General features: G+C 71.1%; 13 protein-coding genes. 8 read left to right on the top strand and 5 right to left on the bottom strand.

Features of this window, described 5'->3' with window-relative positions; translation table 11 throughout:
• Positions 1–258: 258 nt before the first annotated feature.
• Genes QWI33_RS21345 through QWI33_RS21320 form a run of 6 tightly spaced genes read left to right on the top strand, consistent with a single transcriptional unit; the run spans position 259 to position 8,371 of the window.
• Positions 259–1,494 carry an ATP-grasp domain-containing protein gene (locus tag QWI33_RS21345; RefSeq protein WP_289958401.1) on the top strand — a complete coding sequence of 412 codons (1,236 nt, stop codon included), beginning with the start codon at positions 259–261 and terminating at the stop codon, positions 1,492–1,494.
• Entirely contained in the window at positions 1,491–3,200 is a 1,710-nt protein-coding gene (locus QWI33_RS21340; RefSeq protein WP_289958400.1) for a carbamoyltransferase N-terminal domain-containing protein, read from the top strand. The genes QWI33_RS21345 and QWI33_RS21340 overlap by 4 nt, the downstream gene beginning before the upstream one ends.
• Before the next feature lie 33 nt (positions 3,201–3,233).
• Complete coding sequence (locus tag QWI33_RS21335; RefSeq protein WP_289958399.1) at positions 3,234–4,973, top strand: carbamoyltransferase family protein; 1,740 nt, start codon at positions 3,234–3,236, stop codon at positions 4,971–4,973.
• 2 nt (positions 4,974–4,975) lie between these two features.
• Positions 4,976–5,923 (top strand): diiron oxygenase, encoded by a 948-nt coding sequence (locus QWI33_RS21330; RefSeq protein WP_289958398.1) that lies wholly within the window; start codon positions 4,976–4,978, stop codon positions 5,921–5,923.
• A 19-nt stretch (positions 5,924–5,942) separates the two neighbouring features.
• The gene (locus QWI33_RS21325; RefSeq protein ID WP_289958397.1) at positions 5,943–7,166 is read left to right on the top strand and encodes an ATP-grasp domain-containing protein; all 1,224 of its coding nucleotides are present in this window, start codon (positions 5,943–5,945) and stop codon (positions 7,164–7,166) included.
• Entirely contained in the window at positions 7,163–8,371 is a 1,209-nt protein-coding gene (locus tag QWI33_RS21320; RefSeq protein ID WP_289958396.1) for an MFS transporter, read from the top strand. Before QWI33_RS21325 ends, QWI33_RS21320 begins: the two co-directional genes overlap by 4 nt.
• A 91-nt stretch (positions 8,372–8,462) precedes the next feature.
• Here the strand turns inward: QWI33_RS21320 and QWI33_RS21315 are convergent, their stop codons facing one another.
• The 3 genes from QWI33_RS21315 to QWI33_RS21305 form a co-directional block, all read right to left on the bottom strand.
• Positions 8,463–9,788 (bottom strand): ABC transporter substrate-binding protein, encoded by a 1,326-nt coding sequence (locus QWI33_RS21315; RefSeq protein ID WP_289958395.1) that lies wholly within the window; start codon positions 9,786–9,788, stop codon positions 8,463–8,465.
• Between the two features lie 88 nt (positions 9,789–9,876).
• Positions 9,877–10,788, bottom strand: a complete 912-nt coding sequence (locus tag QWI33_RS21310; RefSeq protein WP_289958394.1) for a carbohydrate ABC transporter permease — start codon at positions 10,786–10,788, stop codon at positions 9,877–9,879.
• A complete protein-coding gene (locus QWI33_RS21305; RefSeq protein ID WP_289958393.1) occupies positions 10,788–11,675 on the bottom strand; it encodes a carbohydrate ABC transporter permease in 888 nt (295 codons plus the stop codon). The genes QWI33_RS21310 and QWI33_RS21305 overlap by 1 nt, the downstream gene beginning before the upstream one ends.
• A 184-nt stretch (positions 11,676–11,859) precedes the next feature.
• Here QWI33_RS21305 and QWI33_RS21300 point away from each other — a divergent pair, with 184 nt between their 5' ends.
• On the top strand, positions 11,860–12,933 hold the full coding sequence (locus tag QWI33_RS21300) for a LacI family DNA-binding transcriptional regulator (protein WP_289958392.1): 1,074 nt from the start codon (positions 11,860–11,862) through the stop codon (positions 12,931–12,933).
• Here QWI33_RS21300 and QWI33_RS21295 read toward each other — a convergent pair whose 3' ends face one another.
• Together QWI33_RS21295 and QWI33_RS21290 are read right to left on the bottom strand one after the other, a co-directional pair.
• A complete protein-coding gene (locus tag QWI33_RS21295) occupies positions 12,934–15,165 on the bottom strand; it encodes an RICIN domain-containing protein (RefSeq protein ID WP_353895505.1) in 2,232 nt (743 codons plus the stop codon).
• A gap of 158 nt (positions 15,166–15,323) precedes the next feature.
• Positions 15,324–16,172, bottom strand: a complete 849-nt coding sequence (locus QWI33_RS21290) for a deoxyribonuclease IV (protein ID WP_289958390.1) — start codon at positions 16,170–16,172, stop codon at positions 15,324–15,326.
• 100 nt (positions 16,173–16,272) lie between these two features.
• Between QWI33_RS21290 and QWI33_RS21285 the strand changes: the two genes are divergently transcribed.
• Positions 16,273–16,545, top strand: coding sequence for a glutaredoxin family protein (locus tag QWI33_RS21285; protein WP_289958389.1), 273 nt, complete (start codon positions 16,273–16,275; stop codon positions 16,543–16,545).
• Positions 16,546–16,611 lie beyond the last annotated feature (66 nt).

The following is a 16,611-nucleotide window of genomic DNA, read 5'->3' as shown; positions in this document are numbered from 1 at the left end:
GTGTCACCGCCTGGAACCCGATACCCCTATAGCCGACCCGCTCGCATGCGGGGCCGGACCCCTTCCCCGCGTTCTTCTCGCCATCACAGTAGGGAGACGACTGTGCCTGGAAAAAAGGTGCTCTTCGTCTATTCGCGCGGCGGCGCGCCACTCGAGTACGCCTTTCCGAAAATTGCGTCCAAGGCCGAATTGCACGTACTCGCACTCAAGCCGCCGCCGACTCATACCGAACCACTGTGGAGTCCGCATTGCGCTTCGGTGACCCCCCGCTGGGAGATCGAGCGCACTGGTGACGACCTGGTCGGCCTCATCGTCGACGAGGCCCGGCGGATCGGCGCGGACGCGGTCCTGACGCTCTCGGAGTACGCGGTCATCGCCGTCGCCGAAGCGGCCGAGCGCCTCGGTCTGCGCGGCGCCGGCCCCAATGCCGTCAACTCCCGCGACAAGCGCCGGATGCGGCAGGTGTGGGAGGACGCCGGAGTCCCGGTGCCGCGGTTCCGGCCCGTAGACTCCGCCGCGGACCTCCGCGACGCCTTCCGCGAACTCGACGCCCCGATGCTGCTCAAGCACGCCTGGGGCGCCGGGGCCATCGGCCAGATCGTGCTCGAGACCGAGGCGGACGTCGAACCCGCTTGGGCGCAGGCGAACGAGGCCATGATCCGGGCGCGCGAGCGCGGCTACACCGAGATGCAGGTCGCCGGGGCCGACGCGGACTTCCTCGTGGAGGAGGTCATCCAGTCCGGCACCGAGTCCTGGTGGGACCCCGAAAGCGGCTACGGCGACTACCTGAGCGTCGAGGGCGTGGTCGCCGGCGGGGTCTACCACCCGGTCTGCATCACCTCGCGCATTCCCACGATCCCGCCGTTCACCGAGCTGAGCAACCTCGCGCCGTGCGCGCTTCCCGAAGCGGCCCAACGGGAGATCGAACGCGTCGCCCGCGCCGCGGTGGACGCCCTCGAACTCGACTACTGCGGGACCCACACCGAGCTCAAGCTCTGCCCCGACGGACGGTTGTCGGTCCTGGAGTCGGCCGCGCGGCTCGGCGGCGTCATGGTCGCGGCCGAGATCGAGCACTGCTTCGGCGTCGACATCGTCGGGATGCTCACCGACGCGCTCCTGGGCGAGCCGATCGACCCGCCCGCGCGGATGCTCCTCGACACCGACGCCACGGGCGCGGCCGGATCGCTGTCGCTCATCGCCACCGACTCGGCGGGGCGGCCGTGGACCGACCACTCCGTCTGGGACGAATCCCTCGTGGACTGGACGGGCGTCGTCGACCCGGCCACGACGGTCACCGCCGTCCCCGGCCTCTGCATCCCGGCCGGGACCCCCATGCCCGCCTACGACCTCAGCACCGGCGCACTCGGCTACGGCGGCATCTTCATGCTCCGGGCCGCCTCGGCCGACACCCTCGTCGCGGACGCCTACCACGTCCTCGACAACCTGGAATCCCTGCTCGCCAAGGGCCACGAATCGAGAAGGGCTGACGCATGATCGTCTGCGGCCTCAAACTCACGCACGACGGCGCCGTCGCGCTCATCGACGGCGACCGGCTGGTCTTCAGCGTCGAGATGGAGAAGCTCGGCAACGGCGCCCGGCACGGCCAGGTGGCCGACCTCGCCGTCGTCACCGAGCTCCTCGCCGACTTCGGCTACCGGCCCGACCAGGTCGACCGGTGGGTCGTCGACGGCTGGGACGGCGCCAAGTACGGGCAGGTGAGCCTCGAGTCGGACGGCGAGCCCGTCCTGCTCCAGCTCGCCCCCTACCGCGAGACCGAGGCCGTGCCGAACCTGTTCGAGCCCGGATTCGACGGGACCCTGCCGATCGCGGGCAGGGCGCGGCCCTACACGAGCCATGTCCACGTCGCCGGCCACGTGGCGAGCGCCTACGGCCTCAGCCCCTTCGGGCAGCGGCGCGAGAGCGCGCTGGTCCTGGTGTGGGACGGCGGCAGCTTCCCGCGGCTCTACCACGTCGACCCGGACGGGACGGTCGAGAACGGCGGCGCGCTGTTCCCGCTCACCGGGCACACGTACGCCGTCGCCGCGCACCACTTCGGACCGTTCCACTGGGACGAGCGCCCCGCCTCGGTCAACGAGGACCTCTCGGTGGCCGGCAAGCTCATGGCGTACATCGCGCTCGGATCGCCCAAAGAGGACGTCATCGCCGTGCTGCGGGAGAAGTACGAGGAGAACTTCCTCGGCGCCGAGCCCCTGGCGGTCGGCTACCGCCATGCGGTGGGCGGCTTCGGCTCCACCTCCGAACCGGTGCTCGACTACCTGCACCACTACTTCCGCGAGGTCAAGCGGATCGTGCGCGGCGCCGGCCTCAGCGCCGCCTCCGACGCGGACGTGCTCGCCAGCGTCCACGTGTTCCTCGAACGGCTCCTCTCCGAGGGGCTGCGGGCCAAGGTGCGCGAGTGGCGGGGCGAGGGCCCCTGGAACCTCTGCTTCGTCGGCGGCTGCGCCCTGAACATCAAGTGGAACTCCCGGCTCCGCGCGCTCGATGAGTTCACGGACGTGTGGGTGCCGCCGTTCCCCAACGACTCCGGATCGGCGATCGGCGCGGCGGCCCTGGGCCGTGCGAACCCGGCCGCACCGGTCGACTGGCATGTGAAGCTCGGCCCCGCGCTCAAGCCCACCCCCGAAGTCCCCGCAGGCTGGAGCACCGCCGCGGTGGACGAGGAGGAGCTGGGCCGGATCCTCCACCGCACCGGCGAGCCGTGCGTGGTCCTCGACGGCCGCGCCGAACTCGGGCCGCGCGCGCTCGGCAGCCGGTCGATCATCGCCCCGGCCACCTCGCCGAAGATGAAGGACCGCCTCAACGAGGTCAAGGACCGCGAACCGTACCGGCCCGTGGCGCCGATCTGCCTGGAAGAGGCCGCCCCCGGCGTCTTCACCCCCGGCAGCCCGGACCCGTACATGCTCTTCGACCACGAGGTCCGCCCCGAGTGGCGGGCCCGCATCCCCGCGATCGTCCACCTCGACGGGACGGCCCGGCTCCAGACCGTCGGACGCGGCGACGGCGCCGTGCGGCGCCTCCTCGAGTCCTACTTCGCGGTCAGCGGCATCCCCGTGCTGTGCAACACCAGCGCGAACCTCAAGGGCAGCGGGTTCTTCCCCGACGTCGCCTCCGCCCTCGCCTGGGGCCGCGTCGACCTCGTCTGGAGCGAAGGCACCCTCTACCGCCGCAACAGCGGCTGACCCACACCCCAGCACCGGAAGGAGCGCGCACCGATGACCTACATCCTCGGCGTCAACCTCAGCCACGACCGCTCGGCCGCCATCGTCAAGGACGGCGAGGTCCTCGCCGCGATCGAGGAGGAGCGGCTCGACCGCATCAAGCACTCCGAAGGGTTCCTGATCCAGGGCCACTTCGAGCGCCTCACGAAACTCATCCCGATCAAGTCCATCGCCTACTGCCTCGACGCCGCCGGGATCGGCATCGACGAGGTCGACCTCATCGTCGGCAACCGGCCGCTCGGCGACCGCACGGTCCCGCGCATCCTGCGCGACCTGCCGCTCAAGGACAAGAGCAAGGTGCGGGCCTTCCCGTTCCCCTCGCACCACCTGGCGCACGCCGCCACCGCGTTCTACACCTCGCCGTTCGAGCGGGCGGCCGTGCTCATCGTCGACCAGGCCGGCAGCCGCTCAGGCGAAGGCATGGTCGAGAAGCACACCCTGTTCACCGGCAGCGGCGTCGAACTCACCCGCGTGGCCGAGACGGCGTACCCGGTCGACTACAGCGACATGAGCATCGGGCTGTTCTACGACTTCTTCACCGCCAAGCTCGGGTTCACCACCCGGTACGGGACGCCCGACTTCGGAGTCTTCGAGTGCGGCGGCTACCCCGAGGCCGGCAAGACGATGGGCCTGGCGCCCTACGGCGAGCCCCGGCCCGACTGGGGCCGGTGGCTCACCTTCGACGGCTTCGACATCACCGTCTCCCAGGCGGGTCTCGAGCAGATCTGGAAGGACATCGTCGCCTCAGACGGCGCCGAGTTCGAGTCGCTCACCGAGCGGCGCTGGGACTGCCGGTTCGCCAAGGACGTGGCGCGCAAGGTCCAGGACGAGCTCGAGGAGGCCATGCTGCACCTCGCCGGGGAGGCGCACCGCCGCACCGGCGAGACCAGGCTCTGCCTCGGCGGCGGCGTCATGCTCAACTCGGTCGCCAACCACCGCGTCCTCGCCGAGGGCCCCTTCAAGGAGGTGTTCATCCCGGCCCCGGCCGGCGACTCCGGCGTCGCCATCGGCGCGGCCCTGTACGGCTGGCACCAGATCCTCGAAGGCGGGACCGAGCGGCGCGGGCAGATGACCACCGCCGCCTACGGGCAGCGCTATTCGCAGGAGCGCGTCCTCGAAGCGCTGCAGGCGTACGAAGGCACGCTGGAGTGGCGGCAGGCCCCGATCAGCGAGGTGGCCGACCTGCTGGCCGAGCACCGCATCGTGGCGTGGGTGAACGGCGGCTCCGAGATGGGCCCGCGCGCGCTCGGGCACCGGTCGATCCTCGCCGACCCGCGGCACCCGCGCGTGCGCGACTACCTGAACGACACCGTGAAGCACCGGGAGCCGTTCCGGCCCTACGCGCCCTCGGTGCTCGCCGAGGCCGTCGAGGACTGGTTCGACTTCCGCGGTTCGAGCCCGTTCATGCTGCTGGTCCCCTCGGTCCGCGAGGACCGCCGCGACGGGCTGCCCGCGATCACCCATGTGGACGGCACCGCCCGCGTCCAGACCGTCGACGCCGCAGTGGACCCCGAGTACCACGAGCTGATCGCGCACTTCGCCGAGCGCACCGGTGTGCCGATCGTCCTCAACACCTCGTTCAACGACAACGGCGAGCCGATCGTCGAGACCCCCGAGGACGCGCTGCGGACCTTCGCCCGCACCGAGATCGACCACCTCTACATCGAGGGGTACCTGGTGGGCAAGCCCGGGCGCGAGCTGCCCGCCGACCACCCCGCGCGGACCCGGGAGTAGCCGTGTTCACAGGCGACGCCCCGATGCCGCGGATCGAGGCCTTCCGCAACTGGTACGAACGCGCCGGCGTCCGGGCCGAGCACCGCAAGATGATCGACGCCGAGGACGACATCCACAAGGCGTTCTTCCCCGAGCACCTGGTGCCGCACCTGGACCACCCGCTCCTCGATCAGGACGACCCCGTGCTGCGCCGGTACCTGACGGCGCAGCACGCGTACCAGTGGCTGCGGTTCACGATGCATTTCGAGGTCGCGGTGGTCGTGCGCGCCTCGCAGAAGATCGCGGACGGCTCCAGCGGACTGCACCTGCACGAGACGACCCGCATGGACGCGTACAAGATCGTCGTCGACGAGGGGTACCACTCGCTGTACAGCCTCGACGTCCAGCACCAGCTCGTGAACCGCTCCGGGATCCCGGCGCTGGACTACGACTTCGGGCCGTTCATCGCCGGGCTCGACGCCGTGGGCGAGGAGTTCCCGCAGCACCGCAAGCTCGTGGAACTGCTCCAGGTCGTGGTGTTCGAGACGCTCGTGACCTCGATCCTCTCCGACATCCCGCCGGACGAGAGCGTCGTGACCATCATGCGCGAGACCGTGCGCGAGCACGCGATCGACGAAGGCCGCCACCACGCCTTCTTCAGCGCTTTCTTCAAGCACCTGTGGAGCCGGCTCGAACCGCCGCTGCGGCAGCGGGTCGCGCACTACCTGCCGCCGCTCGTCCTCCGGTCGCTGCGCCCGGCCACCGACCCCGCGCGGGACGCGCTCTTGTCCACCGGGCTCAGCGAGACGCAGGTGAAGGACGTCATCGCCGACTCCTTCTCGAGCGAGCGGGTGCTGGCCGGCATCCGGCACTCGGCGGCGAAGACCCTGCGGCTGTTCGAGGAAGTGGGCGTCCTCGACCAGCCCGGCGCTCGGGACGCGTTCACCGAGCAAGGCCTGATCCTGCCCTGACCAGAATGGAGCGACGCCGATGGACCTGCTGCTGATCATGGGGACCGGGCACGAGCTGTTCCGCGAGTACCTCCTGGCCTCCGCCGCCGCGGACGGGCCCCCCTTGTGGGCGCTCGACCCCGCCGAGCCGACCTGGCAGGCGAAGTACCTCGCCGGGCACACCGTCTGCGACGTGTTCGACCCCGAAGCGGCCCGCGACGCCGTGCGGCGGGTCGCCGCCGAGCACAACGTCCTCGGCGTGTTCTGCTGGCACGAGGCCGCCGTCCAGGCCGCCTCCGAAGCCGCCGCCGAACTCGGCCTGCCCGGCCCCGACCCCGAAGCGGTGCGGGCCGTCCGCGACAAGTCCGCCACCCGCCGGGCCCTCACCGAAGCGGGGCTGCCGCAACCGGCCTTCCACGTCCTCGCCCCGGGTGAAGGCGGGGCTCAGGCGGCCGCCGCGATCGGATTCCCTCTGGTGGTCAAGCCCATCGCACTCGGCGCGAGCCAAGGCGTGATCAAAGTGGACCGGGCCGAGGACCTGGCCGCGGCCGTCGCGGCGGCGAGGCGGACCCGGCAGGCGGGCATGCGCAACGACGGGACGCTGCTCCTGGAGCAGTACCTCACCGGGCCCGAGATCAGCGTGGACGCCGCCGTCATCGACGGCGAGTACCTGCCGTACGCGCTGGCGCGCAAGCAGATCGGACCCGAACCGTACTTCGAGGAGATGGGGCACACCGTCGACCCGCACGACCCGCTGCTGGCCGACGCGGCACTCACCGGCATGCTCGCCGCCGCCCACGAAGCGGTCGGCTGGCGCCACGGCAGCACCCACACCGAGGTCAAACTGACCCCCTCAGGCCCCGTCCTGGTGGAGATCAACGGCCGGCTCGGCGGCGACCTCATCCCCTATCTCGGCATGCTGGCCAACGGGATCGACTCCGGCGTCGCGGGCACCCGGCTCGCCCTCGGCGCACGGCCCGACCTCACCCACCGCCAGGACCGCCACGCCGCCATCCGGTTCCTCGTGCCGCCCTGCAGCGCGGTCGTCGATAAGATCGCGCTCCCGCCCGCGCGCGCCGGCGAACTCGAGACGGTCCAGGTCGCGGCCCCCGGGGACGAGCTCCTCATGCCGCCGGACGGGTACATCGCCCGCTACGGCTGCCTGATCGCCATGGGCGGCAGTGCGAACGAGTGCCAGGAGATCCTCGACCGCGCCGAAGCCGAGACGATCTTCGAGTGCACGCCGCTGCGGGGAGCCGCATGAGCGGGACCCGCGCCCCCGAGGAGGCCGACGACGGCGTCTGGTCCACCCTGCGGGACCTGCCGCCGTCGGTCATCACCCTCCTCGTCGGCATCGCGCTGAGTCGCACCGGCACCTTCATCGCGGTCTTCCTCACGCTCTACCTCACCGATCTCGGCCACTCCCCCGCCGGCGCGGGGCTCGCGCTCACGGTGTTCGGCGTCGGCTCGATAGTCGGGAGCTTCGCCTCGGGCACGGTCACGGCCTGGTGGGGCGCCCGGCAGGTCATCGTCGGGTCGATGCTCCTCTCCGGACTGGCGGTGCTCGGGGTCGCGTTCGCCGACGACTACCGGCTGCTCGTCGCGCTCGCGTTCGCGGCGGGCCTGTTCGGGCAGATGTACCGGCCCGCGGCCGCGGCGATGATGGCCGCGCTGACGCCGCCGCAGCGGCTCGTGATGGTCTCGGCCGCGGCGCGGCTGGGGCTGAACGTCGGCGCGGCGGCCGGGCCGATGCTCGGGGTGTGGCTGCTGACGCATTCGTTCGCGCTGATGTTCGTGGTGAACGCGTTGACGCACATCGCGTTCGGGCTCATCGCGCTGCTCCTGCTCCCGAACGCGCGCGACGGTGAGGAGTCGCCCGACGAAGCGCGGGCGGTGAGCTACCGGGACGTCTTCAAGGACTCGAAGTACGTGCTGGTGATCGTCGCGATGTTCCTGACCGGGTTCATCGAGTCGCAGTACCAGGCGGTGCTGCCGCTGCAGATCCTGAGCGAGGGCCATCCGGCGTGGCTGTACGGGACGATCGTGACCTTGAACGGCGCCATCGTGATCCTGTTCGAGCTGCCGGTGACCCGGTACGCGCAGCGGCTGCCGATGCGGACGACGATCGCGTTCGGCAGCCTCTTCATCGGCGCGGGCCTGGCGCTGTTCGGGGTTCCGGCGGGGATCTGGGTGTGCTTCGCGGGGGTCCTGGTGTGGACGTTCGGCGAGATCATCTCCGCGCCCTCGGTGGTGGCGTACCCGGCGCTCGCGGCCCCCACGGACCGGCACCGCAGCCGCTACATCGGGGCGATCACCACGGCCCAGATCGGCGGCTACGCGCTGGGGCCGGCCGTGGGCACCTACCTGTTCCAGATCGAGCAGTCGTTCGTGTGGATCATGTGCGCCGCAGTGGGTCTCGTGGCGTTCCTCGCGATGTGGAGGGGCGTGCGCGAGCCCGAGGCGGCCTGAAGCCTCACTGGTGCGGCTGGAAGGCTGCGCGGTCGCGGCCGAGACGGATCGCCGCGGCCGCGCAGCGGTCGTACAGGTGCCCGTGCGAGGGTCAGTCCACCTGGAAGCCCTGGGTCTCGCCGTACTCCTGCAGCGACTCCTGCCAGGCCTCGAGCCCGGCGTTGAGGTCGCCCTGCTCGGTGTAGGCGGCGCCGACGGTGTCGGGGAAGACGCTGTTGGCGTAGACCTGGAACGGCAGGTACTGGAAGCCGGTGGCGACGTTCTCGGAGGCGGCGACGCAGACCTCGTTGATCCGCTGGCCGCCGAAGTAGTCGGGGGCGGTGCCGGTGAACTCGGGTGAGGCGAGTTCGGCGGTGGTGGAGGGGAAGCCGCCGTTCTCGAGGAACACGGCGATGCTCTCCGGGGAGCTGTTGAGCCAGCGCAGGAAGGCCGCGGCGAGGGCCGGGTTCGCGGACTGCTTGAGCACGGACTGGGCGCTGCCGCCGTTCTCGGCCGTGACGGGGGTGCCGTCGTAGCTGGGGACGGGGGCGACGCGCCAGTTCCCGGCGCCTTCGGGGACCGAGCCTTCGAGGATGCCGGGCATCCAGGAGCCGCTGATGAGGCTGGCGACGGTGCCGTTGGAGAGTGCCTTCCACCAGTCGTCGCTCCAGGTGGGGATGGGGGCGAGGAGTCCGGGCTGGAGCATCCGGTTCCACAGGTCGGCCCAGCGGCGGGTGCCCTCGTCCTGGAGGTCGATGCCGATGTTCGTGCCGTCGACGGTGTAGGGGCGGCCGCCGGCCTGCCAGATGAGGGGCTGGGCGAAGCCGGGGTCGCCGGCGTCGTTGGTGAGGAAGCGGTTCGGGTCGGCGGCGTGGAGGGTTTCGGCGGCGGCGACGTACTCGTCCCAGGTGGCGGGGACGGTGAGGCCGAACTGGTCGAAGACGGCCTGGTTGTAGAGCAGGACCATGGGTCCGGAGTCCTGGGGCAGGCCGTAGACGCCGCCGAGGTTGACGGCGGCCCAGGTCGAGGCGGTGTACTGGGGTTCGAGGTCGGCGAGGCCGTACTGGGCGAGGTCCACGAGGGCGTCGGAGAGCACGAACTGCTGCAGCGCGTAGTACTCGATCTGGGCGACGTCGGGTGCGCCGGAGCCGGCGGCGACGGCGTTCTGGAGGGCGGTGTACTCGTCGGTGGCGGTGCCGGCGTTGACGACTTCGACCTCGACGTTCGGGTACTGGGCGGTGAAGGCGGCGGCCTGGGCTTCGCCGGAGGGCGTCCAGGTCCAGTAGGTGAGCTTGCCGCCCGCTTCGAGGGCGGCGTCGAGGTCTTCGGGCTTCCCGGCGGCGGCCGGTGCGGCGTCGTCGCCGCAGGCGGCGAGGGCGCCGGTGGCGAGTGCGGCGGGGACGGTGCCGATGACGGTGCGGCGCTTGATGTGCGACATGGTGAGGGTTCCTTCACTTCGTGGTGCGGGGGTGCGGAGACTCCCGGGACGGGGCTGGGCTGGATTGGGCGGGGCCGGAGGGGTCCGGTCAGCCCTTGACGCTTCCGGCGCTGAGGCCGGACTGCCAGAAGCGCTGCAGGAGGATGAAGACCGCGACGATCGGGACGATCGTGAGGAGCGATCCGGTCAGGACGAGGTTGAAGATCGGTTCGGCGGCGACGCCGGAGGCCTGCTCGCTCCACTGGTTGAGCCCCACGGTGAGCGGGTACCAGTTCGGGTCGCTGAGCATGATGAGCGGCAGGAAGTAGTTGTTCCAGGTGGCGACGACCGCGAAGAGCGCGACGGTGACGATGCCGGGGGCGAGGAGCTTCGCCGAGATGGTGAAGAAGATGCGCATCTCGCCGGCGCCGTCGATGCGCGCGGCCTCCAGGAGCTCCTTCGGGACCGATTCGAGGGTGTAGACCCAGATCAGGTAGAGCCCGAAGGGGCTGATCAGCGAGGGGACGATGATCGCCCAGGGGGTGTTGGTGAGTCCGAGCTCGCTGAACAGGAGGAACGTGGGGACGGCGAGGGCGGTGCCGGGCACGGCGATCGCGCCGAGGATGACGGCGAAGTAGGCCTTGCGGCCGGGGAAGGCGTACTTGGCGAGGCCGTACCCGGCGAGGGTGGCGAGGAGCGTCGCACCGCCGGCGCCGGCGACGACGTACAGCAGGGTGTTGCCGAGCCAGCGCAGGAAGATGCCGTCGTCGTAGGTGAAGGTGCGCATGATGTTGTCCCACAGGGCGAAGGAGTCGCCGAAGGCGAGTCCGAAGCCGCTGAAGAGGTCGGCCTGGGTCTTCGAGGCGTTGATGAAGAGCCAGGCGAGCGGCACGAGGGCGTAGGCCAGGAACAGTCCCATGAGGAGGGTGAGGACGAGGGACTTGCGCGGTGAGGCGACCGAGTGGCGCGGCCGGCGGGCCCGGTGGTGGATCGTGCGGTGGTGTCGGGTGGCGAGGGACATCAGCGGTCCTCCCTGCGGGTGCCGCGCAACTGGACCGCGTAGGCGATCGCGGCGGTGATGACGCCCATGACGATCGCGATCGTGGCGGAGTAGTTGTACTGCTGGCCCGCGAAGCTGAGGTTGTAGGCGTACATGTTGGGCGTGAAGTAGGAGTTGACGACGTTGTTGGCCAAGGGCTTGAGGACGTTCGGCTCGTTGAAGAGCTGGAAGCTGCCGATGATCGAGAAGATCGTGGCGATGACGACGGCGCCGCGCACGGCGGGCAGCTTGATCGCCTTGAGGACCTGGACGCCGCGGGCGCCGTCGATCTCGGCGGCCTCGTACAGCTCGAACGGGACCGTCTTCAGGGCGGAGTAGAAGATGAGCATGTTGTAGCCGACGTACTCCCAGGTGACGATGTTGCCGAGGGAGGCGAGCATCCAGGAGGAGGAGAACGGCCGCAGGTCGGTGCCGAGGAGCTCGTTGAGGTCGGCGGTGAGGCCGAAGTGGTCGCCGTAGATGAAGCCCCACATGAGGACCGCGACGACGGCCGGAACCGCGTAGGGCAGGAAGATCACCAGCCGGAAGAGGCCGGTGGCGTAGAGCCGGGCGCCGTCGATCGCGAGGGCCGCGATGAGCGCGAGGGCGAGCATGACCGGCACCTGGACGACCAGGAACAGCAGGACGCGCAGGAAGCCGTCCCAGAACTGGGGGTCGGTCAGCGCGGTGGCGTAGTTCTCCAGGCCCACGAACGCGTTGCCGCCCACGAGCCGGTTCTGGAAGAGGCTCAGCCACAGTGCGTACGCGAGCGGGGCGATGAACACGAATACGAAGACCGCGGCGAACGGTCCGGTGAACTGCCAGCCGCGCCAGTCGCGGCGGCGTCGTCGGAGGGTGTGAGGGGGCATCGCGTTGTCGCTCCGTTGCTGTTTCGGGTGAGGCAGGTGTGTACGCTAACGCAGAATGTTTTCGAAAACAAGACGTGTTTACCAAGATGTTTTCGATAAACTCGATCGTCCGGGCCAGACTGGGCGGCACCGCGCCCGGCGCGGCACAATCAGGTGCACGGGCACCGGACTTCGGAGGTAGTGGATGGCAGTGGACGCGGTCGGCGAGACGACGCCCTCCCCGGGGACCCCCGGCGAGGCGTCCGCGGAGGCGGCCTCGAAACCCGCCACGATCTACGACGTGGCCCGCGCCGCCGGCGTCTCGCACCAGACGGTGAGCCGCTTCCTCAAGGGCTACCAGGGCATCCGGCCGCAGACGCGGGAGAAGGTGGCCAAGGCGCTGGACGAGCTGCGCTACCGCCCGAACCTGACCGCCCGCTCGCTCAAGAGCGGGCGCCCCCACCGCCTCGCCGCCCTCACCCATGAGATCGAGCAGGTCGGCCCCAGCCGGATCATCCAGGGCGCCAGCGCCGCGGCCCGGCAGGCGGGGTACCTCCTCGACATCATCACCTTCGACATGACCGACGCGGACGCGGTCGACGAGGCCGTCCGCCTCGCCGCGAGCCAGGACGTGGCCGGCATCCTCGCGCTGGCCTCCACCGACGCGATGACCGAGGTCTTCGAGCGCACCGACTTCCGGGTCCCGGCGCACATCGCCGCCGAGGAGGACGACGAGGTCACCGGGCACCGCACCGAGTTGAGCGACATCGGGTTCCCGTCATTGATCGCCTACCTGGCCGGGCTCGGCCATGAGCGGTTCCTCCACATCGCCGGGCCGTCCGCGTACTCCGCCGCGCGCAACCGCGCCCGCGCGTACGAGCGCGCGCTCGGCGACCGGGGCCTGGCGTCGGCGGGGACGATCCACGGGGACTGGTCGGCCAAGTCCGGGTACGACGCGGTGATGAGCCGCGGGGCCGGCCTGGGCGCGACGGCGATCGTGGCCGCGAACGACCAGACGGCGCTGGGTGCCATGCTCGCCCTGCGCGAGCTGGGCCTGCGCATCCCCGAGGACGTCAGTGTCACCGGCGTGGACGACATCCCCGAGGCGGCGTACTTCGCCCCGCCGCTGACGACCCTGCGCGTGGACTTCGCCGCGCAGGGCCGTTCAGCGGTGCAGGAGCTGCTCAGCCGGATCGATCAGGCGCCGCCGCCGCGGGTGCCGTCGCTGCAGACCGAACTCGTGATCCGGGCCTCGACGACGTGGGCGCCGGGGCGCTGATCAGGCTGCGGCCCAGGTGAACTGCTGGTTCTGACCGCCGTTGCAGGCGTACTGCTGCAGGCGGGCGCCGTCGGCGGTCGAACTGCTCGGCACGTCCAGGCACTTGCCGCTGTGGCGGGCGACGAGCCGGATGTTGCCGCCTCCGGCGTCGACGACCTCCCACTGCTGGTTGCGGCCGCCGTTGCAGGTCCACTGGACGACTCTGGCGGCGTCGGCGGTCGAGGCGGCGTTCACGTCGAGGCACTTGCCCGAGTGGACCGCCGTGACCTGGTGGTAGCCGTTGCCGAGGCTCTGGAACCGCCAGGACTGGTTCGCTCCGCCGTTGCAGGCGTACTGGGCGGCCTCGGCGCCGTTCACAGTGGAGGCGCCGAACACGTCGGCGCACTTGCCTGAATGGCGCGCCGCGAGGGTCACCGCACCGGCGGTGCCGGCGGTGAGGCGCCACTCCTGCGATCCGTTGCCCGTCAAGGGCTGCAAGGTGGCCGCGGCGCCCTCGGCCCCGCCGGTCAGGTAGAGGCTCGGGTTCGCTGTGGACTGGAACCGGTGGTAGCCGTCGCTGGTGGCGACGAGGTTCCAGGTGCCCGTGGCGGTGTCGTCGACCCACTGGCCGATCCGCTGGCCGGCCGTGGCGCTGCCGGTCCAGATGCCGGCGGCGCGGCCGCCCGACTTGTTCAGCAGGGTCACCGAGTCGCCCCCCTTGGTCGCGAGGTGCCAGTACTGGGTGTCGGGCTCCGGGGTCGCGCCGGCGTCCTCGAGGACCACGTCCGGGACGTCCCCGTTGCCGAGGTTCGCGTCCGTGGTGTTGCCGCCGGTGCCCAGGACCTGGCCGGTCTGGCGGTTCACCAGCTGGTGGTACGCGCCGTCCGAGCCGCCGAGGTCCACTTCGCCGAAGCGGATGACCGCGGCGCTGGTCGGGCCGCCCCACGTGCCCTGCAGGATCACGACGCGGCCGGTGCCCTCCACGTACTGGAGGGTCCGGCTGTACCCGGCGCCGATGTCGGTCTGGTGCTCGGTCCAGGTGCCGGTGCTCGAGCCGGTCTCGTTCACCCAGACGCTGCCGCTGCCCGAGGCGTTGTAGACGATGCGGCCGTCCGGGAGTCCGATGAGGACCGGGCTGCCGCCGGTCGCGAGGGCGCGTGAGCCGCTCGCGACCGGGAGGCCGCCGATCGCCGCGCCCGCCTCGCCGCCCACGGTCCTGAAGTCGAGCGGGCTGCTCGCGACCTTGTAGCGGACGTTCGCGCCGCCGCCCCAGTACTCGTAGGTGATGAGCCACTTGCCGTCCGAGGTGGGCGCGACGGTGGTCATGCCCGGACGGCCGCCGCCGATCACGGTCTTGCCGCCGCCCATGCCCTGCGTGAGGCCTTGCACGTCGACCACGGGGCTGGACCAGGCGGCGCTGGTGCCGTTCCAGGTCTTGTGCACCAGGATCTGCCCGTGCGAGTCGGGCGCGGTGGCGTTGGCCGGGTCGAGGATCGGGACGCCGGCGGCGGTGACGCCGATGTAGTCGTTCTCGTCGGAGTAGTACGCCACCAGCTGTCCGTTGTAGACCATCAGGAACGGCTCCCAGACGGGGTCGACCTGACGGTAGGTGTTGGCGGCGGCGACGTTGACGCCCGTGGCCCCGGCGCTGCCGCCCTGCCAGCCGCCGGTGGCGATGATGTTGACGACCCGCCAGGTCGCGCCCTCGTCATTGCTGGCGTACAGGGCGAGGGCCATGTCGGAGCGGTCGCCGTCGTTGGTGGGCACCCAGTTCGGGTCGGCCGCTTTGCGTTCGAGGTAGTAGTGGTCGTCGCCGGTGACGACGCTGGCGAGCAGCAGCGTTCCGGCGGCGAGGTCGCCGACCCGCTGCGGGAGGGTGTAGAGGTACGGGCTGCCCCAGTGGCTGATGTACCGGTCGTACGCCGGGTCGGCGGAGAGGTAGGCGGGGGCGGGCACCTCGGTGAGGTGGCTCCAGCCGGTGCCGAGGTCGTCGCTCTTGTAGACGGGCAGGGTCTCGCCGTCCGCGCTGCCGGAGGGGGCGACGACGGCGTTCTCGAAGGCCGCGACGAGGCGGCCGCTCGGCAGTTGGGCGGACTTGGGGTAGACCGCGCAGTTCCCCAGGCCCTTCAGGCAGTCCCGGTCGCCGAGGTCGTAGAGGACCCCGCCCGTCGGGTTGTAGGCCTGGGCCGGGGCCGACGGTGCGAGCACCAGCGCCGCCGCCGCGCAGAGCGCGGCCAGCGCCCTCCACCACATGGATCTCTTCGGCTTCATCGCCACTCCTCAAGGGGCATGCTGCGGTGGGGCGGGTTCTGCGCCGGTGCCCGCACCCGTGTTCGTGGCTCAACCTAACAGAAATGTTGTCGAAAACATAGACCGTCGTCGACACGTTCTCGACCGGTGCGGTCGTCGTGTCAGGACGTGCCGGAGGCGGCCTCTCGGACGAGGCGCTTGGCATGGGCCACGTCGCGGGCCTGGGTCGCGGTCTCCACGATCAGCGGGATGCCCGCCAGCGCCGGGCTCGCCGCCACCGCCCGGAGCCCGTCGTCGCCGAGCAGGCCCTCGCCCAGCGCCTCGTGCCGGTCGCGGCGCGAGTCCCGCGGGTCCTTGCTGTCGTTGAAGTGCACCAGGCCGACCCGGCCCGGACCGGCGGCCGCGCTCAGCGCCGCAAGGGACGCCTCGAAGGCGTCCCGGTCCGCCAAGTCCTCCCCGGCGGCGTGCATATGGCAGGTGTCCAGGCACAGGCCGACTTCGGCGATGCCCACGGCCTGCAGGTACTCCCCCGCGCTCACCAATGTGGACGCCATCGAGTTGGCGCCCCCGGCGGTGGGCTCGACGAGGAGCCTGACCGAGGACGGGGCGTCGTCGAGGACGGCGCGGAACGCGGGCGCGAGGCGCTTCAGTGCGGCGGGCCGGTCGCCGTCGATCGACGACCCGGCGTGGACGACGACCCCGGCGGCGCCGATCCGCTCGGCGGAGGCCATCGCGACGCGCAGGTTCTCGACCGAGCGCTGCACGGTCTCGGCCACTGGCGAGGCGAGGTTCAGCAGGTAGGCGGCGTGGACGTAGACGGGCCAGCCGCGCGCGGCGCACTGCTCGCGGAAGTCGTCGGCCACCGCCCGGTCGAGGCGGGGCGGTGCCCAACCTCGCGGTGAGCCGATGAACACCTGCAGCGCTTCGACCTCGAACTCGATCGCGTTGGCGATGCCGCGCCGGACCAGGCCGCCCGCGACGGGCACGTGCGCGCCCACCGGGTGGCCCACTGCACTCTTGACCGCCCCCACCTGGCGCCTCCCGTTCACTCGCTACCGCCTGCGCTCGCAAAGGTCTACGGTAACGGAGGCCGAAAGAAGGGGTACCGACATGGCGAACGCCGAAGGCAGCACTGCGATCCGCGTGTACGGCGCCGAGTGGTGCGGGGACTGCCGCCGCACGAAGCGCCAGTTCAGCGAACTCGCCGTCGACGTCGACTACGTCGACCTGGAGGCCGACCCGGCCGCCGCCGGCGAGGCGCAGCGCATCTCGGGCCGGACGAACATCCCGGTCGTGGTCTACCCGGACGGGACGCACCAGGTCGAGCCGAGCAACGCCGAGGTCGAGGCGAAACTCCGCGAACTCGCGATCCTCGACGCGTAACGGATCCGCCGCCCGGGCGTGAGAACGCCCGGGCGGCGGGACGGATCGCCGAACCGGCCCGGCCGT

The organism is Glycomyces tritici, from assembly GCF_030403505.1.
Note: the sequence above shows the minus strand (reverse complement) of the source record. Positions and strands in the feature narration are given on the sequence as shown.